19 protein-coding genes and 5 tRNA genes are annotated in these 26,119 nt (G+C 68.5%); 20 read left to right on the top strand and 4 right to left on the bottom strand.

What is annotated here, in order from left to right; translation table 11 throughout:
- Window positions 1-2: 2 nt before the first annotated feature.
- Entirely contained in the window at window positions 3-668 is a 666-nt protein-coding gene (locus E1258_RS05970; RefSeq protein ID WP_132397550.1) for a TetR/AcrR family transcriptional regulator, read from the bottom strand.
- 392 nt (window positions 669-1,060) lie between these two features.
- Here E1258_RS05970 and E1258_RS05965 point away from each other — a divergent pair.
- The 3 genes from E1258_RS05965 to E1258_RS05955 all read left to right on the top strand — a co-directional run bounded on the left by E1258_RS05965 (window position 1,061) and on the right by E1258_RS05955 (window position 1,326).
- Window positions 1,061-1,133, top strand: a tRNA-Gly gene (locus tag E1258_RS05965).
- Between the two features lie 34 nt (window positions 1,134-1,167).
- Window positions 1,168-1,238: transfer RNA gene (locus E1258_RS05960), tRNA-Cys, on the top strand.
- Window positions 1,239-1,251: 13 nt separating this feature from the next.
- Window positions 1,252-1,326, top strand: a tRNA-Val gene (locus E1258_RS05955).
- A gap of 83 nt (window positions 1,327-1,409) precedes the next feature.
- Here E1258_RS05955 and E1258_RS05950 read toward each other — a convergent pair.
- Window positions 1,410-1,649 carry a DUF6458 family protein gene (locus E1258_RS05950; protein WP_132397548.1) on the bottom strand — a complete coding sequence of 80 codons (240 nt, stop codon included), beginning with the start codon at window positions 1,647-1,649 and terminating at the stop codon, window positions 1,410-1,412.
- Window positions 1,650-1,800: 151 nt separating this feature from the next.
- Here E1258_RS05950 and E1258_RS05945 point away from each other — a divergent pair.
- Window positions 1,801-1,873 (top strand) — tRNA-Gly (locus E1258_RS05945).
- A 67-nt stretch (window positions 1,874-1,940) separates the two neighbouring features.
- Window positions 1,941-2,015 (top strand) — tRNA-Val (locus E1258_RS05940).
- A 312-nt stretch (window positions 2,016-2,327) separates the two neighbouring features.
- Here the strand turns inward: E1258_RS05940 and E1258_RS05935 are convergent.
- Complete coding sequence (locus E1258_RS05935) at window positions 2,328-2,621, bottom strand: zinc ribbon domain-containing protein (protein WP_165949659.1); 294 nt, start codon at window positions 2,619-2,621, stop codon at window positions 2,328-2,330.
- On the bottom strand, window positions 2,531-2,800 hold the full coding sequence (locus E1258_RS35735; protein ID WP_371688575.1) for a hypothetical protein: 270 nt from the start codon (window positions 2,798-2,800) through the stop codon (window positions 2,531-2,533). Before E1258_RS35735 ends, E1258_RS05935 begins: the two co-directional genes overlap by 91 nt.
- Before the next feature lie 138 nt (window positions 2,801-2,938).
- Between E1258_RS35735 and E1258_RS05930 the strand changes: the two genes are divergently transcribed.
- From E1258_RS05930 to recQ, 15 genes are all read left to right on the top strand, one after another.
- Entirely contained in the window at window positions 2,939-5,608 is a 2,670-nt protein-coding gene (locus E1258_RS05930) for a hypothetical protein (protein WP_207919433.1), read from the top strand.
- 55 nt (window positions 5,609-5,663) lie between these two features.
- Entirely contained in the window at window positions 5,664-6,683 is a 1,020-nt protein-coding gene (locus E1258_RS05925) for a LacI family DNA-binding transcriptional regulator (RefSeq protein WP_132397542.1), read from the top strand.
- 150 nt (window positions 6,684-6,833) lie between these two features.
- Entirely contained in the window at window positions 6,834-9,791 is a 2,958-nt protein-coding gene (locus tag E1258_RS05920) for a glycoside hydrolase family 38 C-terminal domain-containing protein (protein ID WP_132397540.1), read from the top strand.
- A complete protein-coding gene (locus E1258_RS05915) occupies window positions 9,791-11,077 on the top strand; it encodes an ABC transporter substrate-binding protein (RefSeq protein ID WP_132397538.1) in 1,287 nt (428 codons plus the stop codon). The genes E1258_RS05920 and E1258_RS05915 overlap by 1 nt, the downstream gene beginning before the upstream one ends.
- Window positions 11,078-11,196: 119 nt before the next feature.
- Entirely contained in the window at window positions 11,197-12,036 is an 840-nt protein-coding gene (locus E1258_RS33865) for a carbohydrate ABC transporter permease (protein ID WP_243715224.1), read from the top strand.
- Entirely contained in the window at window positions 12,033-12,854 is an 822-nt protein-coding gene (locus tag E1258_RS05905; RefSeq protein ID WP_207919432.1) for a carbohydrate ABC transporter permease, read from the top strand. The genes E1258_RS33865 and E1258_RS05905 overlap by 4 nt, the downstream gene beginning before the upstream one ends.
- 5 nt (window positions 12,855-12,859) lie before the next feature.
- Window positions 12,860-14,134 (top strand): glycosyl hydrolase, encoded by a 1,275-nt coding sequence (locus E1258_RS05900; RefSeq protein ID WP_207919431.1) that lies wholly within the window; start codon window positions 12,860-12,862, stop codon window positions 14,132-14,134.
- The gene (locus E1258_RS05895) at window positions 14,134-16,449 is read left to right on the top strand and encodes a glycoside hydrolase family 3 N-terminal domain-containing protein (RefSeq protein WP_132397532.1); all 2,316 of its coding nucleotides are present in this window, start codon (window positions 14,134-14,136) and stop codon (window positions 16,447-16,449) included. Before E1258_RS05900 ends, E1258_RS05895 begins: the two co-directional genes overlap by 1 nt.
- A gap of 291 nt (window positions 16,450-16,740) precedes the next feature.
- The gene (locus E1258_RS05890; RefSeq protein ID WP_371688574.1) at window positions 16,741-17,631 is read left to right on the top strand and encodes a MurR/RpiR family transcriptional regulator; all 891 of its coding nucleotides are present in this window, start codon (window positions 16,741-16,743) and stop codon (window positions 17,629-17,631) included.
- A 49-nt stretch (window positions 17,632-17,680) separates the two neighbouring features.
- On the top strand, window positions 17,681-19,102 hold the full coding sequence (gene ngcE / locus E1258_RS05885; protein ID WP_132397528.1) for an N-acetylglucosamine/diacetylchitobiose ABC transporter substrate-binding protein: 1,422 nt from the start codon (window positions 17,681-17,683) through the stop codon (window positions 19,100-19,102).
- A 16-nt stretch (window positions 19,103-19,118) separates the two neighbouring features.
- On the top strand, window positions 19,119-20,030 hold the full coding sequence (locus E1258_RS05880; RefSeq protein WP_132397526.1) for a carbohydrate ABC transporter permease: 912 nt from the start codon (window positions 19,119-19,121) through the stop codon (window positions 20,028-20,030).
- 12 nt (window positions 20,031-20,042) lie between these two features.
- Window positions 20,043-20,978 (top strand): carbohydrate ABC transporter permease, encoded by a 936-nt coding sequence (locus E1258_RS05875; protein WP_132397524.1) that lies wholly within the window; start codon window positions 20,043-20,045, stop codon window positions 20,976-20,978.
- Window positions 20,979-21,160: 182 nt separating this feature from the next.
- Window positions 21,161-23,107: a beta-N-acetylglucosaminidase domain-containing protein gene (locus tag E1258_RS05870; RefSeq protein WP_207919428.1), complete on the top strand. Its 1,947-nt coding sequence runs from the start codon at window positions 21,161-21,163 to the stop codon at window positions 23,105-23,107.
- A 393-nt stretch (window positions 23,108-23,500) separates the two neighbouring features.
- Window positions 23,501-23,965: a fumarylacetoacetate hydrolase family protein gene (locus E1258_RS35730; protein ID WP_207919436.1), complete on the top strand. Its 465-nt coding sequence runs from the start codon at window positions 23,501-23,503 to the stop codon at window positions 23,963-23,965.
- A 166-nt stretch (window positions 23,966-24,131) separates the two neighbouring features.
- Complete coding sequence (recQ, locus tag E1258_RS05860; RefSeq protein WP_132397522.1) at window positions 24,132-25,967, top strand: DNA helicase RecQ; 1,836 nt, start codon at window positions 24,132-24,134, stop codon at window positions 25,965-25,967.
- Window positions 25,968-26,119 lie beyond the last annotated feature (152 nt).

Here is a 26,119-nt window from a genome sequence, read left to right as displayed (position 1 = left end):
GGTCAGCTGACGGCGTCGGGCTGGGTCCGCTCGGCCCGGCGGGAACGGTGCTGCGCCGGCGCGGACCAGTCGAGCTGCGCCGGCTCCAGGCCCAGCTCGCGGGCGGCGGCCAGCCGGATCCACTCGGCGAACTGCCGGCGCGAGATCACCCGGTCGTGCACGGCGAACTGCACGGCGAGCCCGTCCATCACGGCGTTGATCCGCCACGCGGCACCGGCCGGGTCGGCGCAGACGAAGACGCCCTCACACACCCCGTCGGCGATCACCGCGGCGAGATCCTCTCGCCAGCGCAGGTCCAACCGGCGGGAGACCTTCTCCAACTCCGGGACGCGCAGCGACTCCGACCAGCCGTCGATCCATATCGACCAGGAGGTCGGCCGGCCGGTCGGGGTGCAGAGCTTCAGCATCCGGCGGAGCTTGACCAGGGGCGAGGCGGCGGACCGGGCCACGGCGTCGAGCCGGGCGAGGTCCTGCTCCACCGCGTACGCGAAGGCCTGGGAGAGCAGCCGCTCCTTGGTGGCGAAATGGTAGAAGACCAGCGCCTGGCTGACCCCCGCCGCCTGGGCCACGTCGGCCGTGCGCGTGTTGGCCAGTCCCCGTTCCGCGATCACGTCACAGGCCGTGCGCAAGAGGGCATCCAGGCGGATCTCGGCGGCACGTCTCGTCACGTCGCTACCGTAACCTATCCGTTCGTGCACAAACAGTTACCGCTCCGGCGGATTCGGCCCCCTGGAGTCGGAATTAGGACAGTTTTCCTGTCTTATTGGGCATGCCCGATCCTGCCCCCGACATCCTGGTCAGGCTCCTAGGAAGCCTGGCCGACGTGCCGCGCGCGACCAGGGCTCGCTCGCCCCGGGGTGGCCCGCCGCGCCGGTGACGTCGGGGGCATCTGAGCCGGCGCAGGTCACCATGTCGCCCCTGGCGAGGCGCTGGGCGTGCGCGGGCCCGGCCCCGCGACGGCGGAGGGCATGGCGGACGCGCCGGGCGCCGCCCCCGATTTGGCAACCGATCGCGGGCTCGGCTAAAGTTCTCATCCGTCACCGGGAAACACCGGGGGCGTGCGGACGTAGCGCAGCTGGTAGCGCATCACCTTGCCAAGGTGAGGGTCGCGGGTTCGAATCCCGTCGTCCGCTCGGAGCTGCCGCCACGCATGTCGGGGGCAACCTTGGTGGAGTGGCCGAGAGGCGAGGCAACGGCCTGCAAAGCCGTGTACACGGGTTCAAATCCCGTCTCCACCTCGGCAGTTGACGAGGGCGATTGGCGCAGTGGGAGCGCGCTTCCTTGACACGGAAGAGGTCACTGGTTCAAACCCAGTATCGCCCACCACGGGTAACGGCCCGGCACCTGTACGGTGCCGGGCCGTTTCGCCGCCCGGGGCCGTCCAGCCCCCGGGCAGGCGGGCGGGAGCCCTACAGCGGCGGGGCGACGTCCCGGCGCTCCTCGACCCGGCGGTACTCCACCGGCTCCGAGGTGGTGACCACCTCGCGGCGGCGGCCCCACACCAGCGTGGTCATGACGAGGCCGAGCGCGCCGGCGGCCATCAGGATCCAGCCGACGACGTCCAGGTCGACGCCGCCGACGCTGGCGTCGAGCGCGAACGTGAGGATCGCGCCGACCGCGATCAGGAAGATGCTCGTTCCGATACCCACGACAGCCTCCTTCGGGGGGATGCAGTGTGCTGTCGATGGACCTGAGTACCCCGGCGGTGAGCAGTGCAATCACCCGGGCGTCAGGGCGGCGTGCGGTGCGATCTTGTCATCGGGTACAGTTCAACCCGTCGCCGGCCAACACGGGCGGCACGCGGACGTAGCGCAGCTGGTAGCGCATCACCTTGCCAAGGTGAGGGTCGCGGGTTCGAATCCCGTCGTCCGCTCGCGATCCGCCCCTCGGGGCCGACCGCAGCCGAGCCCGGCCTTCTCGCTCCGGGCGCTGGCGAGCGCGGGCGATTGGCGCAGTGGGAGCGCGCTTCCTTGACACGGAAGAGGTCACTGGTTCAAACCCAGTATCGCCCACCATGCGTGGCAGTGCGCGAACCGCATCGTCGCTGGTCAGGGCTGGTCCGTCGAGGGTCAGCCCTTCGGCGTTTCCAGCCAGTGGGAGTCGGAAGACCGGTTTGACCAAGTTGTCAGACCCGATGATGATCTCGTGTATGAGAGCCTCGAACATTGCCTTGCGAGCGGCTGGCGCTCCGTTCGTGAGAATCTGTCGGATTTGATCGCGAATCTTGGTGAGGTCGCCGGGGGTGAGTGCCTGGGGCGGCTGTTCTAGCTTCAGCTCCAGTTGCGCCTTGCGGGCGCGCAGTTGCTTTGACTGGTCCTTCAGTCTGGTCATCCGCGCCCGCACGTCGGGGTCGTCGTCATCGAGCGGGCCCCTCTCGAACGCGGTCGAGTACCGATCGGTCGCTGCGGTCCGTCGCAGCCCGTCTTGGTGCCGTAGCGGGCGCGGCTCCAGCAGGTGTAGTACCGGTAGGTCTTGTAGCGACCGTGGGCGGCGGTGCCCACGTAGCGGTGCCCGCATTGGGGGCAGCGGATCAGGGTGTAGTCGGAGGGGTTGGCAGCCCGTTGGCCGATCTCGGCTGACCGTTTCCCGAGGATGCGTTGTGCGAGGTCGAACTGCTCCACGCCGATGATCGCGCTTCGTGGGCGTTCTGGACGAGAATGTCACGAAAGCGCTTTTCGCCGAGGTAGATCCGGTTGGTCAGGACGACTGTGACGGTGTGCTGGGACCACTGGCCAGTTTCCGACCGCGGAACCGTCCCGCCGACGGGCTGTGCCCCGCCGCTGCGGCGTAGGCAGCGCACCAGGGCGCCGGCGGTCGTCACAAGCCGCGTAGCGAAGAAATCTTGTGGTCAGGTACTCCGATGCCTAAGCTAAAGCGCCTTAGTGCGGTGGCGGAGCTCTTGCCCTTGTCGGAGGTACGCATGCTTCATGATCGGTCGTTGACGGCGGTCGCAGTAGCGGTCGCGCTCGTCGTCACACTGTCGCCATCGTCGGCGGCCGCAAGCGACACCCTGCCGTGGGAGGGCGTCGCGGCGAAGGGCGCTAACCAGCCCTACCAGCACGGCTACACCAGTGCGGATCTGCTGCGCTGGACGCCGGAGTCGGACCTGTTCGGCGACATGACCCGCGCCCGGGTCCCGCTACAGCCGCGCGTCGCGCCGCTGAAAGCCACCCAGGCTGACCCGAAACTCGACCCGGCGGTGCAACAACTCACGCTGGCCGGGGACTACGGCAACGCATTCTTCGAGAGCTACCCGTACAACAACGAGTTCAGTGCCTACCTGTTCAACTACTGGCAGTACACCGACTATTACGCCGCGTGGCACGGCATGCCCACGGAGGGCGTGCCGGAGGAACTTTACGATCCAAAGCTGGACTGGCGCCAGAAGTGGTTCGAGTTCGGGATGCTCAACCTGCCCAACTCCGGGTACACCAACGCGGCGCACAAGAACGGCGTGAAGTCGCTCGGCTGCATCTTCTTCTCCGAGAATGACCGCGGCACGCAGACGTACACGGAGATGCTCGTCCAGGACGAGAACGGCGACTACCCGGTCGCCCGCAAGCTCGTCGAACTGGCCCGCTGGTACGGCTTCGACGGCTACTTTATCAACCAGGAGGAGCCGTTCGTCGCGGTTCCCGACTTACCGCGCTACAAGGCGTTCCTCAAGGTGCTCCGGGACTCCGGGCTCTACGTGCAGTTCTACGACTCGGTCGACACGATCACTGGCCTGCGGGTGTACCAGAATGAGTTCAACAGCCAGAACAGCCCGTTCGTGCGGGATCCGGAGCTGGGCGACGTCAGCGACTCGATGTTCCTGAACTACTGGTGGAACAAGGCCAAGCTCACCTTGTCCCGGGACCACGCGCGGCTCCGCGGGCTCGACCCGCGCAGGGTGGTGTTCGCCGGCCTGGAGGCAGGCGCGTTCCAGTTCGACCAGCCGTACAACCTGGACGACAACCTCGACGCCAATGGTGTGCCGATGAACGGCATCGCGACGCTGGGTGCGGACTTCGTGCACTCGGACATGGCCGACAAGGAGAACGACGCCAAGCAGTGGCAGGCGTACGACCGGGAACGGCGCTGGTGGACCGGTAGCTCCACCGGCGGTGCCGACGACACCGCGTATTGGAAGGGCATTTCATCCTACATCACCGAGCGGTCCACGATCAGCGGCACCACCTTCGACACCACCTTCAACACTGGTCACGGCCTCGAGTACGTCGAGAAGGGTGCGGTGTCGAACCCGGCCGAGTGGTCGAACATCAACATCCAGGACCATCCGGTTACCTGGCAGTGGAACATCTCCGCGCCTGGGGACGGCACGCCAGTGCTAGGCGTCGACTACGACTACGGTCCCCGGTACACGAGGGCCGGCCGATTCTCGTACCAGCAGGTGGGCGCCTATGAGGGCGGCAGCTCCCTGGTGCTGACCGGTGACCTGGCCGCGGACAACTACCTGAAGCTCTACCGCACGAATCTGTCGGTGACCGACAAGTCGAAGCTCGGGATCACCTACCGGAAGGTCTCGGCCGACGACGCATCGCAGTTGCGCGCCGCCGTCACCTTTGCCGACGATCCGCACACCGTGGTGCACCTGCCGATCGAGGCCTCGGGCGCGCGGACCGTCGGCTGGACCAAGGCGTCGCTCGACCTGTCGATGTACGCGGGCCGCACCATTGTCACGCTCGGCCTGGTCGTCGCCGCCGGGCCGGCCACCATCGAGGACTACCAGCTGAACGTGGGCCGGATGACGCTCACCGACGGCGAGTCGCACGTGCCTCCCACGCCGACTGGTTTCCACATCCGCGCGGCGCTCACCGGCACCGACGAGCTCGAACTCGGCTGGAACCTGGACGACTACGACACAGTGGCCGAGTACGCCGTCTACGACAATGGCATGTATCTCGGCGGAATTTACGACGACGTCCTCTACGTCAAGCGCTTCACCGGGCAGAAGGGCACGCTGGAGCTGCGGGCCGTCGGGCACGACGGCAGCGTCAGCGAGCCCGCGATCATCCGGTACGACTTCCGCAGAGCGCCGGGCGACGTCAAGGCCACCGCGGCGGCTGACGGCAGCGTGACAGTGACCTGGCCGAAGGCTGCCCCCGGCGCCCGGGTACGGCTGGAGTCGGCGTACTCCGGCACCCGGACCGTCCGGGAGGTCACGTCGACGGATGCCACCTCGGCGACCCTGACCGGCGTGCCGACAACCGGTGGGCACTACCTGGTGACGGTCAGCCACGGCAATGCGACACCGGTCTCCTACCGGGGCGAGTTCGCTGACACGCACGTCGAGGCGTACCCCACCGCGCTGGTGACCGTCACCGGAAACGTGTTTCGGTTCCGGACCCCGTGGACGGCGGACTGGTACAAGTTGCACGTCAAGGAGGATGGAGTGGCGAAGATGTTCGCCACCACGTATTCGTCCGGCGCGAAGCCGTACATCATCCGGGGGCGTACCACCCTGGCCGCGCTCACGGTCATAATGGACCGTCTGGACTCAGAGGTCACCGTCACGATCGAGGACTACGCCGGCAACACCACCACCACGGTTGTGCGCCCGGCCTTAGCCGAGCGGTTGAGTGAGGGTGGGCTCCGGGTACCGTAGGGGCACGCCGCGATCGCCCGAGTTCTCGGGTCCGCGCCCGTACCGATGAGGATCTATGCCGCAGCGCCGCACCCGACCAACCTTGAAGGATCTCGCCAATCGTCTGGGGATCTCCGAGTCGGCCGCATCGTTCGCGTTGAACGGGCGTCCCGGGGTCTCGGAGCAGACCCGCAAGCGGGTCCTCGCCTTGGCGGAGGAGTTGCAGTGGTCACCGCATCACGCGGCGCGGACCCTGTCCGGCATCACGTCGATGACCGTGGGGTTCGTGCTCACCCGCGACGTGCAGCAATTCGGGATGGAGACGTTCTATCTGCGGTTGCTGACCGGTGCGCAGTCCGTGCTCAGCGAGCGTGGATACGGCCTGCTGTTCCAGATGACGCACTCGGTGGACGAGGAGCTTGCCGTGCTGCGTCGCTGGAGCGAGGAGCGCCGGGTCGAGGGTGTAATCATCAGCGACCTGCGCCGCGGTGATCCGCGCCCTGCGTACCTGCGGGATCTGGGCCTGCCGGCCGTACTGGCCGGCGGGCCCGACCCAAGGAAGCTGATACCGAGCGTCACGGTCGATGACGGTGCGGCGATCCGGCTGCTCGTCGAGCACCTGCGAAACGCCGGACACCGGCGCCTGGCCTACGTCAGCGGGCCGGCCTACCTGCTCCACGTGCATCGCCGGATCACCGCGTTCCGGCGCGCAGCGGATGGGATCATGGCCGAGCCGGGGGTTATCGGCACGGACTACAGCGACGAGCAGGGGCGGGCTGCCACCCAGCGGTTGCTGCGCGCCGCCAATCCCCCGGACGCAGTGGTTTTCGACAACGAGGTGCTGGCGGTGTCCGGCGTCCGGACATTGAACGGCGCGGGCCTATCCGTGCCAGCCGACATCTCCGTGGTCAGCTGCGAGGACTCCGCGATCTGCATGGCCTTGCAGCCGGCGCTGACCGCCGTGCAGCGCGATCCGACGGTCTTCGGCGAGGCGGTGGCGCGAAAGCTGCTCCGGCTGGTGCACAACGAGTCGGAGCCGGTCGTCGAGGCGCAGCAGCCCACGATAGCAATCAGGGAGAGCACGCGGCAGCGTTGACCGAGTCGCCGGACCGGGTCGTTCCCTGTGCTTCGCCGTGACCCACGAGCGGAGCCAGCAGGTGTGGAGTCGTGGCGGCAACCTGCGTTGATGCATTGACACGCTTACTAAAGCGCTTTAGGGTTCTCGCCAATCGCCGGAGGTGACACCGTGCATGTCAACCCATCCATCGTTCTCGCGCGTCTGCAGCGGGTGGTCCGGGAGCGGCTTCGCCCCAGGCTGTACGAGCCGCTCGCGGACGTGTCGGTGAGCGCCTGGCGGGTCGACGGCGACGGCGAGCCGGTACCCTCCGCGCACGCCCTCGGACTGGACGTCCCGGCTGACCGGGAGAAGCCCAGCTACGTGCCGTTCGCCGTCGGTGACACCTGGGGTCCCGCATGGGGCACCACCTGGCTGCGCATCGAGGGCCGGGTACCCGACTCGGCGCTCCCGGTCGAGCTGGTGCTCGACCTGGGGTGGTTCGACCACTCCGTGGGCGGGCACTGCGAGGGCCTTGTGTACCGGCCCGACGGCATGCCGGTCAAGGCGCTGCACCCGCGCAACGGCTGGGTACGGCTGACCGGTCCGGGCGCCGCGCCGGACGTCCTGGCCGTGGACGGCTCGTTCACGCTCTACGTCGAAGCGGCCGCGAACCCGCTGCTGCTCGGCCTGCCGCCGTTCGTGGAGACCACACTCGGCGAGAAGCCCGGTCCCGACGAGCCGGAGCCGTACCGGCTGGTGGCCGCGCAGCTGTGCGCGTTCTCGCCGGACGTGTTCGCGTTGCTGCGTGATTTGGAGGCGACCGGCGACCTGCTGCCGCATCTGGACGCGGGCGAGCCGCGCTACTGGCGGGTGCTGGACGCAGTGGAGGCGGCGCTCGACGCGACCAACGTGCTAGACGCTCGGGCGGCACTGGCCGACGTCCTCGCCCGGCCCGCGCACGCCACCGCGCACCGGATGACCGCGGTCGGTCACGCGCACATCGACTCGGCCTGGCTGTGGCCACTGCGCGAGACTCGGCGCAAGGTGGCGCGCACACTCACCAACGTGCTGGCGCTGATGGACACCGACCCCACCTGGGTGTACGCGATGTCCTCGGCCCAGCAGTTCGCCTGGGTCGAGGCGGACCATCCGGAGCTGTTCGAGCGGGTCCGAGCCCGGGTGGTCGAAGGGCGCATCGTGCCGGTCGGCGGCATGTGGGTCGAGTCGGACGCGGTGATGCCGGCCGGCGAGTCGCTGGTCCGGCAGATCAGCTACGGCCAGCGCTACTTCGCCGAGACGTTCGGCCACGAATCCGAGGTGGTCTGGCTGCCCGACAGCTTCGGCTACTCCGGCGCGTGGCCGCAGCTCGCCCGCCGCGCCGGCTACCGCTGGTTCCTCACCCAGAAGCTCTCCTGGAACGACACCACCGTCTTCCCGCACCACACCTTCGCCTGGGAGGGCATCGACGGCACCCGCATCCTCACTCACTTCCCGCCGTCCGACACGTACGCCGCCGAGGTGACCGCGGCCGAGCTCAAGCACGCCGTGACGAACTTCCGGGACAAGACGCGCTCCGACCATTCGCTGCTGCTGTTCGGGTACGGGGACGGCGGTGGCGGCCCCAACCGGGAGATGCTGGCCCGCACCCACCGCTTCCGCGACCTGGAGGGCGCGCCGCGGGTCGAGCTGCGCGCCCCGGAGAAGTTCTTCGCCGACGTCGAGGCCGAGCTGGGCGACCAGACGCCGGTCTGGGCCGGTGAGCTGTATCTAGAGCTGCACCGAGGCACGCTGACCTCGCAGATCGCGATGAAGCAGGGCAACCGCCGGGCCGAGGCGATGCTGCGCACCGTCGAGTACCTGGCGACGGCCGCCGCCGTGCGCGACGGTGTTGCCTACCCGTACGACGAGCTGGACGAGGCATGGCGCACGGTGCTGCTGCACCAGTTCCACGACATCCTGCCCGGCTCCTCGATCTCCTGGGTGCACCGCGAGGCCAGGGACACGTACGCCCGCCTGGACGCGCGGCTGCGCAGCCTGGTGCCGGGCGCCGGTGCCCCCGGGCGGCTGGTCGGCTGGACCGTGGTACGCGCCGAACCGGCGGTGGCTCCGGACATCGACGGTGTGCTGGACAACGGCCTCCTGCGCGCCGTCATCGGCCCGGACGGGCACGTGCGGACGCTGACCGAGCTGCGCACCGGCCGTGAGCTCGTAATCGAGGGCGGGCAGCTCGGAGAGCTGCAGCTGTTCCGCGACGAGCCGGTGCGCTGGGACGCCTGGGACCTCGATCGGCACGTGCTGCGCAGCCCGGTGGAGCTGACCGGCCCGGTGACTGCCGAGGCCACCGGGGACGCGATCGTCGTCACCCGCCGGCACGGCGACTCGACGTTCACCACCACGTACGCGATGCGGCCGGACGCGCCCCGCCTGGACGTCACCGTCGAGGTGGACTGGCAGGAGCGCGAGCACCTGCTCAAGCTCTCGCTGCCGGTCGCCGTACACACGATGCGGGCCCGGTACGAAACGCAGTACGGCTCCATCGAACGTCCCACCCACGAGAACACGCTCGCCGACGAGGCCCAGTACGAGGTCTGCTCGCACCGCTGGGTGCACGTGGCCGAGCCGGGACTCGGTGTCGGCGTCGTCAACGACTCCACGTACGGATGCGACGTGCGCCGGGTCCCCGGCGGCACCGACATCCGCCCCACGCTGCTGCGCGCACCGCGGTTCCCTGACCCGGACACCGATCGCGGCCGGCACACGTTCCGATTCGCCGTCCTGGCCGGGGACGAGACGGACACCCGGGCCGCCGCCGACGACCTGAACGCACCGCAGCTCGCCGCGCTCGCCGATGTCGAACCCCTGATGACGCTCGACGTCGAGTCGGGCGCGGCTGTCATCGACTGGATGAAGCTCGCCGACGACCGCAGCGGCGACGTCATCGCCCGCGTGCACGAGACGCGCGGCGGCCGCGCCACCGCCCGCCCGAACCTCGGCTTTGACGCCACCGTCACCGAAACGGACCTGCTCGAACGCCCTCTTCCGCCCGATTACGACCTGCCCGTCGCCCTCCGAGCCGGCCGGCTGATCCTCGGCCCCTACCAGATCGCCACTCTCCGTCTGACCCCGCCACCGTCCAAGGAGTGCTGATGTTCTTTCGCAAACCCCACAGATACGCCCTGCCGGTCGTCCTCGCACTCGCGCTCGGCGCATGCGGGATCGGCGGCGGCGCCGACGACTCGGAGGCCACCGTCAGCGGCGAGGTGACCGGCGAGATCACCTTCCAGACCTGGAACCTCAAGGGCAACTACGCCGACTACTTCAACGGCCTGATCACCGCGTTCCGAAACGCCAACCCGGGCACCACGGTCAAGTGGATCGACCAGCCGCCGGAGGGATACCAGGACAAACTCTCCGCCGACGCGGCCGCCGGATCCCTCCCGGACGTGGTCGACATCGGCCCGGAGGCGGCGTTCACGCTCGCCAACGCCGGTATGCTCCTCGACCTGTCCAAGACCGACCCCGAGGCCAAGGCGTCGTACCTGCCCAAGGCATGGGACGCCAACACCTTCCCGTCGCTCGGCGGCACCTACGCGTACCCGTGGTACCTGAACACCGGGCCCTCCTTCTTCAACACCGCGCTGCTGCAGAAGTGCGGCGTGTCGAAGGACCCGCTGCCGGCCACCTTCGACGCACTGTTCGCAGCGGGCCAGAAGATGGCGGCGACCTGCAAGAGCGATGCCACCATGGTCGGCCGGCTGCCGGCGATCGAGACCTTCGGCGCGTACGGCGTGCCGCTCATGGACCAGGCGGGCACCAGGTTCACCTTCAACGACGCCAAGGCCGTGGAGCTGGTCAACCACTACCGCAACCTGTACCAGGCGGGCGGCCTGACCGAGGAGACGCTCAACGAGTTGCAGACCGGTGAGCTGGACGCGTTCAAGGCCGGCCGAGTCGGGTGGCTGCCCGGTAGCTCGTACACGCTCAAGGATCTGAAGTCCACGGCGCCGAAGGTGGCCGAAACCGTGGTGATCTCGCCGCAGGTCACCAACGACAAGCCGAACATGTACATCGAGTCGCTCGCCGTCAACGCGAAGTCCAAGAACGTCGCCACCGCCGTCGCCTTCGCCAAGTTCGCCACCAACAAGGAGAACCAGCTCGCGTTCAGCAAGCAGGCGGCGATCTTCCCGTCCGCAGCCGGCGCGCTCGACGACCCGTACTTCACGACCGGCGACGGCACCGATGAGGCCAAGCTCCGGCTGGAGTCCGCCAAGGCCGTCTCCGACGCGATCGTCTACTGGCCGGCGGCCTTCTCCTCCAAGAGCGTCGACTACCTGCGGGAGCAGATCGCCCTCGCCGTGCTGGGCAAGAAGGACGTGCAGGCAGCGCTGGACGAGGCCGTCAAGTACGCCGACGCGAGTCTGCCCAAGAAATGACCGTCACCCCCGTCCGCCGGGATACCACGGCGACCGGGACGATGCCGCCGCGAGCCCAGTCGGGTCGCGGCGGCACCGGGCGAACTCACGACCGGTGGTGGACACCATGGCTTTTCCTGGTGCCTGCTCTGGCGATCGTCGTGGTCTTCATCCTGTTCCCGTTCGCCAACACGCTCGCCCTGTCGGCGACCGATGCGACCCTGCTCAAGCCGGGCCAGTTCGTCGGCGCGGACAACTTCGTCCGACTCTGGCACGACGACCGGTTCCGCACCGCCATGACCAACTCCCTGCTGTACGTGGTCTGCGTGGTTCCGGTCATGGTCGCCGCCCCGCTGGTGCTGGCCGCGCTGGTCAACGGCACCACCCGGATCCTCGGTTTCCTGCGCACCGCGTATTACCTGCCGGTGGTCATGTCGTCGGTCATCGTGGGTCTGATCTGGACCAACCTGCTGGACAGCCGGGGCCTGGTGAACCAGGTACTGGACTGGCTCGGCGTGATCAGTGAGCCGGTGCCGTTCCTCAGTGGCCGCTGGCTTACCCTGCTCAGCGCGATGGTGGTCACGATCTGGACCGGCCTCGGGTACTACATGGTCATCTACCTCGCCGCGCTGGCCAACATCGACCCCGCGTTGTACGACGCCGCATCCGTCGACGGGGCCGGGCCGATCCGGCAATTCCTGCACGTAACCGTCCCGGGCGTACGGACCACGTCGGCACTGATCGGGCTCTTCTCCTCGGTCTCCGCCTTCCGGGTCTTCGGTGAGGTATACATCCTGACCGGCGGTACCGGAGGCGTGGGTGGCCAGAACATCACGATCACCATGCTCATACAGCAGGAGGGCACCGGCCTGCAGGCCGAGACCGGGTACGCCGGCGCGATCAGCGTGGTGATGTTCGTGGTCCTCGGGTTGCTGCTGGCCGGGCAACTGCGGTTCCAGCGCCGAGGAGGCAGCCGGTGAGGCGTACCCAGAAGACGCTGCGCTACCTGGTGCTGCTCGCGTTCTTCCTGCTGCTGGCCGGACCGCTGCTCTGGCAGCTGTCCCTGTCGTTCAAGGGCGCCGGCGACGACCTGTACGCCCAGCCACCGCAGGTGATCCCGGCCGACCCCACGACCGGGAACTACACCGGCGTCCTGGACCGTCTGCCCGTACTGCGCTACGTGTTGAACTCCGGGATCGTGGCGCTGCTGGTGGTGGCCGGCAACGTCGCGGGTGGAACCCTAGCCGGATTCGCCCTGGCTCGACTGCGCTTCCGGTTCCGTGGCCTGGTCACCGGCCTATTCGTCGTGGCGCTGCTGGTGCCCACCGAGTCGATCATCATCGCCCAGTTCCTGCTCATCCGATCCACCGGACTGGCTGACACGCTGCTCGGCGTGGCCCTGCCGACCTGCGTCGCAGCGCTCAACGTGCTGCTGATGCGCAACGGCTTCCAGGCCATCCCGGCCGAGCTGGAGGAGGCGGCCCGGATCGACGGCGCGGGCGTGTGGCGGCGGTTCTGGCACGTCTGCGTGCCGCAGGTCCGCGGCGTGATGACCGTGGTGGCGATCTTCTCGTTCGTCGGCGCCTGGAACGATTTCCTGTGGCCGCTGATCGTGCTCTCCGGCGAGGAGAACTACACCCTGACCCTTGGCCTCAACCGGCTACGGGGCACCTTCTACTCCGATCCGCGGCTGATCGCGGCCGGCACGATCATCGCGCTGCTGCCGATCCTCGCCGTGTTCGCCCTTCTCCAGCGATCTTTTCTCCGCGGCCTGGAAGCAGGCGGCATCAAAGGATGACCTTCGTGCGCACAATTCCCCGCTTCGGCGTCAACTACGTTCCGTCCGGTGATTGGTTCTACTCGTGGTTGTCGCCGCGCTGGGACACCATCCGTAGTGACCTCGACAGCATTGCCACTCTCGGGCTCGACCACGTCCGGGTCCTGCCGCTCTGGCCGGTGCTGCAGCCGAACCGCACGCTGATCGCCGAGGAGGCGCTGGCCGACGTGCGCCGCGTCGTGGAGCTCGCCGGGGACGCCGGGCTGGACGCGAGCGTCGACGTGATCCAGGGGCACCTGTCCAGCTTCGACTTCGTGCCGTCGTGGCTGTCCAGCTGGCACCGGCGCAACATGTTCACCGACCCGGAGAGCGTCGCCGCGCAGGCCGCGCTCGTCAAGGCCGTGCACACCGCCGTCGCGGACCTGCCTGGCTACCTCGGTCTGACGCTCGGCAACGAGGTGAACCAGTTCTCCTCGCCCCCGCATCCGTCGCCGATGCCGGCCACTCCCGACCAGATCAGCACCTGGCTGACCACGCTGCTGGCCACGGTACCGTCCGGCCGGGGCGTGCGGCTGCACGCCGAATACGACGCCGTCTGGTACCAGGACGGGCATCCCTTCCTGCCGACCCATGCCAGCCGGTACGGCGACGTCACCGCCATCCACTCCTGGATCTTCAACGGCACCGCGCAACACTACGGCGCGATGTCCGAGGCGAGCATCCGCCATGCGGAGTATCTGATTGAGCTGTCCCGAGCGTTCGCGGTCGACCCCGCCCGCCCGGTCTGGTTGCAGGAGATCGGCGCGCCGCTGAACTGCCTCGACGAGAGCGACGCGCCTGAGTTCTGCCGCCGCGCGGTGCTCGCCGCAGCCGCGTCCGATGCGCTGTGGGGCGTCACCTGGTGGTGCTCGCACGACGTACGTCGCGGTCTGGCCGACTTCCCTGAACTGGAGTACTCGCTCGGGTTGTTCGACGCGAACGGCCGGGTCAAGCCGATCGGCACGGCGTTCGCCGAGGTGGCCGAGCACGTCCGGGCGGGATGGCGGGAAGCGGCGCCGGAACCGCGGACGACCGCCGTGCAGATTCCGGCCGATGATGACGGTGTCCCGGTGAGCCGGGCCGCCCTCGCACCGGGCGGCGCGGTCTTCACCGCCTGGATGGAGGCCGCCCTGCGCGGCGAGCGCCCGGCGCTGGTCCTCACTGGGGCCGCCCACCACTTCGAACACCTGCTGCCGCCCGCGCCGTCCGATGTGTCCGGCGTCTACAGCGCGGTCAGCGACGCCGATGCGTTCGCCCTGTGATGCCGCTCTACCGCAGGGCGGACCTGCCGGTCGGCGAGCGGGTCCGGGATCTGCTCGGCCGGATGACCCTGACCGAGAAGGTCGGCCAGCTCAACCAGCGCCTGTACGGCTGGCACGCGTGGCGACGCACTCCCGACGGGTTCGCGGTCACCGAGGAACTGGTCGCCGAGGCGCGCCGCTACGGCGGTATCGGAGCCGTCTACGGCCTGCAGCGCGCCGATGCCTGGTCCGGGCAGGGCTGGGCTACCGGCGCCACGGCCGACGACGGTGCCGAACTCGCCGCCGAGGTCCAGCGCGCGATCGTCACCGAGTCACGGCTCGGCATACCCGCGCTGTTCGTCGAGGAAGTGCCGCACGGTCACCAGGCCCTCGACGGCACGGTGCTGCCCGTCGCGCTGGCGGTCGCGTCGAGCTGGGACCCGGACCTGTACGAGCGGGCATCCCAAGCGGTCGCCACCGAGGTTCGCGCCCGCGGCACCCACGTCGCATTGGTGTCCACACTGGACGTGCTGCGCGATCCGCGCTGGGGCCGCGCCGAGGAGACGTTCGGCGAGGACCCGTACCTCGCCGCCGTCTTTACCACGGCCGCTGTTCGCGGGCTGCAGGGCTGCGGCGCCGGCGAGCCGATCCCGGCGGACCGGGTGGCCGTGGTGCTCAAGCACGCCGCCGGGCAGGGCGCGACGATCGGCGGCCGCAACTGGGCTGCGACCGAACTCGGCTGGCGGGAGCTCGCCGAGATCCACCTGCCGCCGGTCCGGGCCGCCGTGGACGCCGGCGCGGCCGGGCTGATGGCCGCCTACAGCGAGGTCGATGGCCTGCCGGTGGCCGCCAACCGGCGCCTGCTCACCGATGTGATCCGTGGTGCACTCGGCTTCGACGGCCTGGTGATGGCGGACGGCACGGCCCTGGACCGGCTGCTGCGACTCACCGGTGACCCGGTGTCTGCGGCGGCGCTGGCGTTGCGGGCCGGCACCGACCTGAGCCTGTGGGACGAGGTTTTCCCACACCTGGGCACGGCCGTCGAGCGAGGCCTGTTAGCCGAGGAGGAACTCGACCACGCGGTGGCCCGGGTCCTTGCGCTCAAGTTCCGGCTCGGCTTGTTCGACGAGCCCGCCGTACCACCGGCCGGGGTCGACCACGCTCGGCGGGACGCGGCGCGGCTCTCCACGGAACTCGCCGCCCGATCCGTCACGCTCCTGCGCGACGACGGTCAGCTTCCGTTGCGGGGCAGGCGGATCGCGGTACTCGGGCCGCACGCCGACACGCTGTGCCACGCGCTCGGTGACTACACTGCGCCCCAGCGCCCCGACGTTGGAACCACGATCGCGACGGCGCTGCGGGCCGCCGTACCGGCGGGCACGGAGGTGGTGACCGCGTCCGGCGCGGACATCGCCACCGACGACGAGTCGGCGGTCCCCGCCGCGGTGGCTCTGGCCCGGGACGCGGACGTCGTCGTGCTCTGCCTCGGCGGTTCCAGCGCCCGCGACGCCGAAACCCGGTTCGACGTCAACGGAGCGGCCCTTACCGGCGGACCTCGCTCGCAGATGACGGCCGGGGAGGGCGTCGACCTGGCGGCGCTGCGGCTCGGCGCGGGTCAGCACGCGCTGCTGCGCCGCGTGGCCGCGACCGGCACTCCGGTGGTGGCCGTCGTCGTGCAGGGCCGGCCGCATGTGCTCGGCGAGGTGCTGTCCACCGCTGCCGCCTGCCTGAACGTCTTCTATCCGGGGCCGGCGCTCGGCACCGCAGTGACGGATGTGCTGCTCGGCCGGCGGGAACCACAGGGACGGCTGCCGGTGTCACTGCCGCGCGACGCCGCGAGCCTGCCGGTGCACTACAACCACCGCGACCACGACTGGGCCGGATACCTCGACGCGCCGCCCGGACCGCTGTTGCCATTCGGCTCCGGGCTCGGCGCGCACCCGCTCGTGCTCTCCGCGCCGGAACTGCTGCCGGGCACGCAGGTGAGCGTTACCGAACTGCGGGCCGGCACTAGGCTCACGTGCCGGGTCTCGATCCGCAACGACGGCCCGGTCCGGGCCTCCACGGTCGTACAGCTCTACGTCCGCCGAATCACGGCGTCGACGTGGCCACGCACCCGCGAGCTGCGTGGCTTCCGGTGGGTCGAAGTCCCGGCGGGCGGGTGCGTGACAGTGGAACTGACGGTCGGCGCCGCGCAGGTGAGCACGGTGGACGACTGTGGACGCCCACGGGTGGAAGCCGGCCTCGTCGAGCTGCAGACCGGCACATCGGTGGCCGACCTTACCAGGGTGCGGCTGTTGCTCACCACCGACGCGAGCGGCCGTAGCTCAGCCTGACGGGGTATCCCCGTCGGCTGGGGTGCCGCGATCACCGAGTTCCTCACCAAGCAGGTCTGAGAGATCGGCCAGCAAAAATTTTTACCCGAATCGCCCGGTCGACGGTTCTCTGTGTCTGGCCAATCACGCATAGTCGCGGCCGTGCCTGCTGCCTTCCCTTGACAGATGCGCTGCTGGGCGCTGGTGTGTCGGCGCGGTAAAACTCGGCCGAAGGTCTTGACAACAGGGGCTGTCTCGTAAGAACTTTTACCATCATTCGTTGCGTGAGCTTGGTGAAGGGTGGTGCCAAAGGTGGTCGAGTCCCCGGCGGTGGATGGCGGCGTACTGCAGACCGTGCGTGCCAAACTGCCGGAGTTCACGGGTGCTCTGCAGCGCGTCGCAGAGCAGGTGGTTGCCGACCCGGCTGGCGCGGCCCGGGCCACCATCGTGGAGTTGGCCGAGCGTAGCGGTACGTCGCCGGCGACGATCACGCGTTTCTGCCGGGCGCTTGGCTTCGAGGGCTACGCCGAACTGCGGCTGGGTATCGCCGAGGAAACTGGTCGGGCTCGCGCGGCCGGTTGGTCGGTGGACATCGGGCGGGAAATCCAGCCGGATGATCCGTTGGACCGGGTGCTGGGCCAGATCATGGCGGCTGACACGAAGGCGATGCAGGACACCGCGGCGCTGCTGGATCTGCGTGAGGTGGAGCGGGCGGCGGACGCGATCACCCGCGCTGCCCGGGTCACCATCTTCGGCGCCAGTGGCAGTGCTCTCGTCGGCGAGGAGATGCAGTTTAGCCTGCACCGCATCGGCGTGCCGGCGTGGGCGTGGACCGATCTGCACAACGGGCTGGCGGCTGCGGCGTTGCTGCGCCGCGGTGACGTGGCGCTGGGCATCTCACACAGCGGCCAGACGCGCGAGACGATCGAGATGCTCGCCGAGTCCGGCGGCCGCGGCGCGACCACGGTGGCGCTCACCAGCTTTCCCCGCTCGCCGCTGGCGGAGTTGGCCGACGTCGTGCTGCTCACCGCCAGTCAGGCCACCACGTTTCGTCCGGATGCGCTGTCCGCGCGCCATCCTCAGCTCGTCGTGCTCGACCTGCTGTACGTCGCAGTCGCGCAGCGCACGTACGACCGCGCACACGCCGCGTTCCAGCTCACCGCGCACGCGGTCGACGGACACAAGCAGCGAACCACCCCGTAACCAGCCCATACGAACAACCGCCCCCCAATCAGCCCTGAAGGAGCCCTCAATGTCCCCAACCCCCGGTGTCGATCGTCGTACCCTGTTGCGCCGAGCGGCGGCTGCTGGTCTGCTCGCCACTCCGGCCGCCGGTCTGCTCGGTGGCTGCGTTGGCGGAGGTGACGCTGGCACGCCGCAACAGGCGCAGGGTGAGAAGACCGCGGACAACCCGCTGGGTGTCAAGGAGGACGCCGAGCTCGAGGTGGTCATCTTCAACGGTGGCCTGGGCACCAAGTACGCCACCGACGTGCATATCCCGTCGTACAAGCGGAAGTTCCCGAAGGCGAACGTCAAGGTCTCGCAGACGGAGGAGATCGCCACCGTCCTGCAGCCGCGGTTCAGCAGCAACACGCCACCGGACATGATCAACAATGCTGGTTCCAAGCTGATGGACCAAGGTGCGCTGGTGCAGGCCGGTCAGGTGCAGGACCTGACCGAGTTGTTCGAGGCCGAGTCGCTGGACCTGCCGGGCAAGAAGGTCAAGGACACCCTCATTCCGGGCACCATCGAGCAGGGCACGTTCAACGGCAAGCCGTACGTGCTGAACTATGCGTTCACCGTGTTCGGGCTGTGGTACGACAGCACGCTGTTCGAGAAGAACGGCTGGATCCCGCCGAAGACGTGGAGCGAGTTCACCGCGCTGTGTGACAAGATCAGGGCGGCCGGTGTCACGCCGTACTCGTATGCCGGCGCGAACGCCGCGTACTACCAGTACCTGGTGCTCCTGACCAGCGCGGCGAAGATCGGTGGACCGGACGTCCTCAGGAACATCGACAACCTGGAGGACGGCGCCTGGCAGGTCGACGCGGTGAAGCAGGCCGCGGCGGCGTGGGCCGAGATCGGCGCCAAGTACGGCAACAAGGCGCACCTCGGTCTCAAGCACACCGAGGTCCAGCTCCAGCAGAACCAGGGCAAGGTCGCGTTTTATCCCAGCGGGTCGTGGCTGGAGAACGAGCAGGCCAAGGACACCCCGCCCGGCTTCACGTACGCGGTCATGCCGGTGCCGAGCGTGACCGGCTCGGACAAGCTGCCGCAGACCGCGATCTACGCGGCTGCCGGGGAGATGTACTTCGTCGCGTCCAAGGGTAAGAACCCGCGCGGTGGCATGGAGTACCTGCGGCACATGCTGTCCAAGGCCGGCGCCAAGGGCTTCACCGAGTTGACCAAGGTTCTCACGGTGGTCCAGGGCGCGACTGACGGTCTGACCATCTCGCCCGGCCTCACCAGCAGTGAGGCGATGCTCAAGGCGGCCGGCACAGATTACTTTTCCTACCGGTGGGACACCTGGTACAAGAAGCTCGACGACGAGTGCCGCGCCGCCACCAACGAACTGTTCTTCAACGGCGGTACCGCGGAGAAGTTCTGCGAGCGCATGCAGAAGGCCGCGGACGCGGTGAAGAAGGATCAATCGATCCAGAAGTTCACCCGCTGAGTCACGGGCTGACATCATGCGGCATGGCAAGTACCCGTTCATCGTCGGCTTTTTAGCCGCACCGGTCGCCCTCTACACGACCTTCGTCATCGGCCCGTACCTGCAAGCGTTCTACCTCGCGATGACGAACTGGCGTGGCGTGGCGGCGAACCCGACGTTCATCGGGCTGGACAACTTCCGGCGACTGCTGCAGGACGAGGTGTTCTGGAAGGCTGTCCGGCACCACGGCCTGTTGCTGCTTGCCATGCCGCTGATCACCATCGCGATCGCCCTCATCTTCGCGTTCCTCCTGAACGTGGGCGGTGGGGCGCGCGGTGGGGCGATGGCGGGGGTGCGAGGGTCGAAGTTCTACAAGTTCGTGTTCTTCTTCCCCCAGATCCTCGCGATCGTCATCATCGGCATCATCTTCCAGCGTGTCTACGCCCCAGACGACAGTGGACTCGTCAACGGCTTCCTCCGCGTCTTCGGCGTCGACCCGGTGCCATTCATGGCGAACCCACACATCGCCTTGTGGGCGATCATCGCGGTGCTGGTCTGGCAGTCGGTCGGCTTCTACGTCGTACTGTTCTCCGCCGGCATGGCCTCGATTCCGAAAGACATCTACGAGGCGGCCACCATCGACGGCGCCGGCCGCGCCGACATGTTCTTCAAGGTCACCCTGCCGCTGCTGTGGGACACGCTCCAGGTCGCCTGGGTCTACCTGGGCATCGCCGCCTTCGACGCGTTCGCCATCGTCCAGGTGCTTTCCATCGACCAGGGCGGTCCGGACGGCGCCACCACCGTGCTGGGCATGGAAATCTACCGCAACGCCTTCAGCTACTCCCAGTTCGGCTACGCCTCAGCGATGGGCGTCGCGCTGTTCTTCCTGACCATCACCTTCGCCGCCCTCACCCTGCGGGTGAGCAAACGCGAGACGATCGAGCTCTGAGTGGGGTCGGCCATGACGACGAACACCGAACCGACCACGCCCGTCCACCCGGGGCCCCCTGCAGCCCGGCCCGTGCACAGCCACCCCCGGCCCGACAACAAACGGCGCTCCGAGGTGAGCCTGCTCTCCAGGCTGGGGCACATCGCCCTGCTGATCTGGGCGATCCTGGTCATCGCGCCACTGCTGTGGACGGTCCTCGCCTCGTTCAAAACCAACACCGAAATCTTCCTCGGCAACCCGTTCGCGGTTCCGCACTCGTTCAGCTTCGACAGCTACGCACGCGCCTGGGAAAAGGCGAACGTCGGCCGGTACTTTCTCAACAGCGTGTTCGTCGTCGCGCTCAGCACCACCGGCACCATGCTGCTCGGCTCGATGGCCGCTTACGTACTGGCCCGCTATTCATTCATCGGCAACCGGGCGATTTACTACCTGTTCGTCTCCGGGCTGGCCTTCCCCGTGTTCCTGGCGCTCGTACCACTCTTCCTCGTCGTCAACAACCTGGGCCTGCTCAACACCTACACCGGACTGATTCTGGTCTACATCGCCTACTCGCTGCCGTTCACCGTGTTCTTCCTGGCCGCGTTCTTCAAAACACTGCCCAACGCGGTGGCCGAGGCCGCAATGCTCGACGGCGCCTCGCACACCCGGCTCTTCTTCCAGGTCATGATGCCGATGGCCAAACCCGCCCTGGTCAGCATCACGATCTTCAACATCCTCGGCCAGTGGAACCAGTACCTACTCCCAGTCGCCCTCATGCAGGGCGAGAACGCCGACCAGAAATGGGTGCTGACCCAGGGCATCGCCAGCATCTCCACCGCCGCCGGTTACCAGGCCGACTGGTCGACCCTGTTCGCCGCGCTCACCCTGTCAATCCTCCCCATGATCGTTATGTACGGCGTCTTCCAACACCAGATCCAACAGGGCCTCACCGCCGGCGCGGTGAAATAGCACAACAAACCCCCTTCCACATACCCACCTCGGGACGTACATCGCGTACGAGCCCAGCCAACCAGCGGCTCACCCCCAGAGCCGCCTCCCTACAGACAGATTGGAAAGCCATGATGACCCAAACTCAAAGGCGGCGCCGGAGGGGTCTGACGGTGTCTGCCGTAGCCGCGACCGTCCTGACCGTGACCTCTGCGGTCTTCTTCGTTGCCGGTGTCTCCCCCGCGAGCGCCGGAACCGACATCCGTCCACCGCTGCCGGTCGTGATACCTGCTCCACAGCTCATGGAACGATCCGAGGCCGAGGTGAGGGTGCCCCGGAGCGCCAGGGTGCTCGTCGACGACTCGGTCGACGAGCAGTCGCGGCAGATCGTCGTGGATGTCCTACGGTCGGCCGGTGCCGAGTTCGTCGACGTCATCTCCTCGCCGGCAACGCCCGACGCAAGTGCGCTGAACGTCCGCGTCGGGTTGCTCAGCAACCAGGCCGTCTCCGCGGACCTCGCGGCGCTGGGCGTTTCCGTACCGGCGACGATGCCGGCGGAGGGCTACCTCCTGGGAGCCGACGGATCGGCATCGCGGGTCGACGTTGTGTTGGGCGGCGTCGATGCCGACGGCGTCTACTACGCCGCACAGACGCTCCGACAGCTGGTGGTGCCGACGGCGAAGAACCCGGACAAGAAGGTGATCGCCGGGGTGCGGATCAAGGACTACCCCGCGATGCCGCTGCGCGGCACCATCGAAGGCTTCTACGGCAGTCCCTGGACGCACAACGAGCGGGTAGACCAGTTGTCCTTCTACGGCGACATGAAGATGAACACCTACATCTATGCGCCGAAGGACGATGCCTACCACCGCGACAAGTGGCGGGAGCCGTACCCTGCCGATGCTTTGTCACGCTTGGCGGAGCTCGTGGGCACGGCGTCGAAGCACCACGTCGACTTCACCTTCGCCCTTTCGCCGGGTGTGTCGATCTGCTACAGCCGGCCCTCCGACCACGACGCACTGATCGCAAAGTTCCAGGCGTTGTACGACCTCGGCGTGCGGTCGTTCTCCATCCCGCTCGACGACATCAGCTACACGAGCTGGAACTGTATTGAAGACAACCTCGCATACGGGTTGCCCGGCCGCTCCGCGGCCGCGGCCGCCCAGGTGAGCCTGCTCAACCGGGTCCAGAGTGAGTTCATCGAGACCCATGCGGCGACCAAGCCGCTGCAGATGGTGCCCACGGAGTACGGCGACATTACGGATTCCGCGTACAAGCAGAAGCTGCGCGCGGACCTGGACCATGACGTCGTCGTGATGTGGACCGGCACCGACACCGTCCCACCGAAGGTCACGGTCGCCGAGGCGCAGCGGGCCTCCGAGCTGTTCGGCCGCAAGGTGTTCCTTTGGGACAACTACCCGGTCAACGACTACGGCAACACCGACGGCCGGCTGCTGCTCGCTCCGTACGACAAGCGTGAACCCGGGCTATCGAACCAGCTCAGCGGAATCGTGTCGAACCCGATGAACCAGGCCGCCGCGTCGAAGGTGGCCGTGGCGACGATGGCCGACTTCTCCTGGAACGATGACGCCTACAACCGCGACCGGTCCTGGACACAGGCGGCGCGATACCTGGCCGGCGGGGACGCTACCACCACCGACACGATGCTGACCTTCTTCGACCTGAACCACCTGGCACCCACGTTCGGTTCAACGCCGTGGCAACCACAAGCCCCCGGGCTTGCCCGGCAGGCGGCAAAGTTCTGGACGACATGGAACGCCGGCGCCCGGTCCGACGCGATTTCCGGGATTCGTCCGAGCGCGGACGCGATCGGGGCAGCGCCTGGCCAGATTCGCAGCGGTGCTGCCGATCCGATGTTCCTCTCCGACACCGGCCCGTGGCTCGACGCGACAGCGTTGTGGGGGCGCGCCTTCGACCTGCACCTGGACGCACTTGACGCACGCTTAGCCGGCGACGTCGAGGGCAGCAACGCATTACTCGCTGAGGGTCGGGCCGTCGCAGACCAGGCCCGCGCGGTCACCGCACCGGCGGGCGAGAACAGGTGGAACAACCTACGCGTCAAGGTTGGCGACGGCGTGCTCGACAAGCTGCTCGGCGACATCCAAGGCACGCTGCAGAACTGGTCCTGACCGCGACCAAGAACGACTTCATCAACGTGCTGGAACCCCTGCTCCCCTAGTCCCTGCCGGCCTCGCCGGGAACCGGGCGCTGAACCCGTGTGCTCGGACGCTGCTGCGAAGTGTGCAGCGGCTGCTGCCCCGCTGCATCTTCCAGCGGGGCAGCAGCCGGGAGCTACTGCCACGAGGGGTCTACACGGAACTGTTCCGCCTCCATGCTTCGGCGTACTCCGAGCGAGGTGAGGTACCGGAGCTCGAGGCGCCGTCGCGCAGCAGCCCGGCAACGGCACGGGTGCTGCAGCCATGAGACAAAGATGTACCGCTCTGTAAGAGCTATCGCTGTAACAACCTCGCCGACCACGAGCCCTCGCTGCGGCCGACAAAGAAACCGGCTATTGGCGAAGTCTGCCGGCACGGCCGTACGCACGCGGCCATCATCGACGGCGGGATAGATCCGAGCGTCTGGTCACCCCTGACGAACTCGAACGGTGGCGCACCGACACCGCCTACGACCTGGCCATGACGGCCCGGATCAACGACAAGCAGATCGGCGCGGACCGCTGGTCCTCGATGGCCTTCTCCTTCGCCGACATGATCGCCTACGCCTTTCGTGGCACGAAAGTCCGACCGGGCGACGTCCTCGGCTCGGGCAACTGTGGCGGCGGCTGCCTCGCCGAACTGTGGGGACGTCACGGCCTCGACGCCACCCGCCCCTGCAACCGGGCGACGTCGTCACCGTCACCGTCGAGCAGATCGGCACCCTCACCGCCCACGTCACCGAAGGCGTCGAGCGCGTCCCGATCTCCTCCGCCCGTCGCAGCGGATAGGGCACGGCGCCGGACCGCTGCGACTGGCACATCTGGCCCGTGAACTGGGAAAACGCGGTTCTTGTTCTGCCACGTATGGTCCACCATCAAGAGCAGTTCCGATCTTGGTTCGGCGCGTCACGCGGTAGTGCCTGGTCGCCAGAATTCCTTGCGGATTGCGGGGGCCGGGTCGGCAAGGAAGTGTCCGCCGCGCCTCGTAGACTCCGGCGATGACCTCCCTGACCGACACCGTCGCCCAGAGCCCGCTGGGCGTGCTCCGGAGGGTCTTCGGCTACGACGCCTTCCGGGGCGAGCAGCAGGAGATCATCGACCACGTGGTCGGCGGCGGCGACGCCCTGGTCCTGATGCCCACCGGCGGCGGCAAGTCGCTGTGTTACCAGATCCCCGCGCTGGTGCGCGACGGCGTCGCGGTGGTCGTCTCCCCGCTGATCGCCCTCATGCAGGACCAGGTGGACGCGCTCACCGCCGTCGGAGTGCGCGCCGGCTTCCTCAACTCCACCCTCGACCTCGACACCCGCCGCCTCGTCGAGGCGCAGTTCGTCGCCGGTGAGCTGGACCTGCTCTACCTCGCCCCCGAGGCGCTGGGCAGCCGGGGCACCCTCGGCCTGCTCGACCGGGGTCGGATCGCGCTGTTCGCCATCGACGAGGCGCACTGTGTGGCGCAGTGGGGCCACGACTTCCGCCCCGACTACCTCGCGCTGTCGATGCTGCACGAGCGGTGGCCCGCCGTGCCCCGCATCGCGCTCACCGCCACGGCCACCGCCGCCACCGCGACGGAGATCGCCGCGCGGCTCAACCTGACCGGGGCCCGGCACTTCGTGGCCAGCTTCGACCGGCCCAACATCCAGTACCGGATCGCGCCGAAGCGGGAGCCCCGCAAGCAGCTGCTCGACCTGATCCGCACCGAGCACCCCGGCGACGCCGGCATCGTCTACTGCCTCTCCCGCGCCTCGGTCGACAAGACCGCCGAGTTCCTCGCCGCCAACGGCGTCGCCGCGCTGCCGTACCACGCGGGGCTGGACGCGGCCACCCGCACCGCCCACCAGAAGCGGTTCCTGCGGGAGGACGGCCTGGTCATGGTCGCCACCATCGCCTTCGGCATGGGCATCGACAAGCCCGACGTGCGGTTCGTCGCCCACCTCGACCTGCCCCGCTCGGTGGAGGGCTACTACCAGGAGACCGGCCGCGCCGGCCGCGACGGCCTGCCGTCGACGGCCTGGCTGGCGTACGGGTTGCAGGACGTGGTGCAGCAGCGCAAGATGATCGACTCCTCGGAGGGCGACGCGGCGCACCGGCGGGTGCTCGCCGCCCACCTCGACGCCATGCTCGCCCTCTGCGAGACCGTCGAGTGTCGCCGGGTGCGGCTGCTGAGCTACTTCGGCCAGGACGGCGGCGGGCCGTGCGGCAACTGCGACACCTGCCTGGAGCCGCCGGAGTCGTGGGACGGCACGGTCGCCGCCCAGAAGCTGTTGTCGACGGTGCTGCGGCTGCACCGGGAGCGCAACCAGAAGTTCGGCGCGGGGCAGTGCGTCGACATCCTGCTCGGCCGGCGCACCGAGAAGGTCGTCCAGCATCGTCACGACACGCTGACCGTGTTCGGCATCGGCGAGGAGCTGAGCGAGGCCGAGTGGCGGGGCGTCGTGCGGCAGTTGCTCGCCCAGGGCCTGCTGGCCGTCGAGGGCGACTATGGCACCCTGGCGCTCACCGACGCCAGCGCCGAGGTGCTGGGCCGCCGCCGGTCGGTGCCGATGCGTCGCGAGACGATCCAGCCGCCCAAGGCGCGGGCGGCGAAGGCGCGTCCCGGTGCGGCGGCCGTCGTCGAGCTGCCGGCCGGAGCCGAGCCGGTGTTCGAGCGGCTGCGCGCCTGGCGGGCGGTCACCGCGAAGGAGCAGGGCGTCCCGGCGTACGTGGTGTTCCACGACGCGACGCTGCGCCAGATCGCCGCCGACCCGCCGTCGACGCTGGACGAGCTGTCCCGGGTCAACGGCGTCGGCGAGGCCAAGCTCGCCCGCTACGGCGAGCAGCTTCTCGCCGCCCTGGGGTAAGGAAGGGCCCCCTGTTGACGCATTCTGTAGAGCAGGGGCCCCTTCCTAACGCCCTCGGCTGGCCGGCCACCCCCCCGGGTTCTGCCGACGGCAGATCCGCTGCCGGTGAACACCGTCGCCGCCGGGGCCCCGCCCGGGGCAGGGTGGTGCGA

The sequence above is a fragment of the Micromonospora sp. KC207 genome, assembly GCF_004348615.1.
GTDB lineage: Bacteria > Actinomycetota > Actinomycetes > Mycobacteriales > Micromonosporaceae > Micromonospora.
This window is presented reverse-complemented; position numbering and strand designations above follow the sequence as displayed.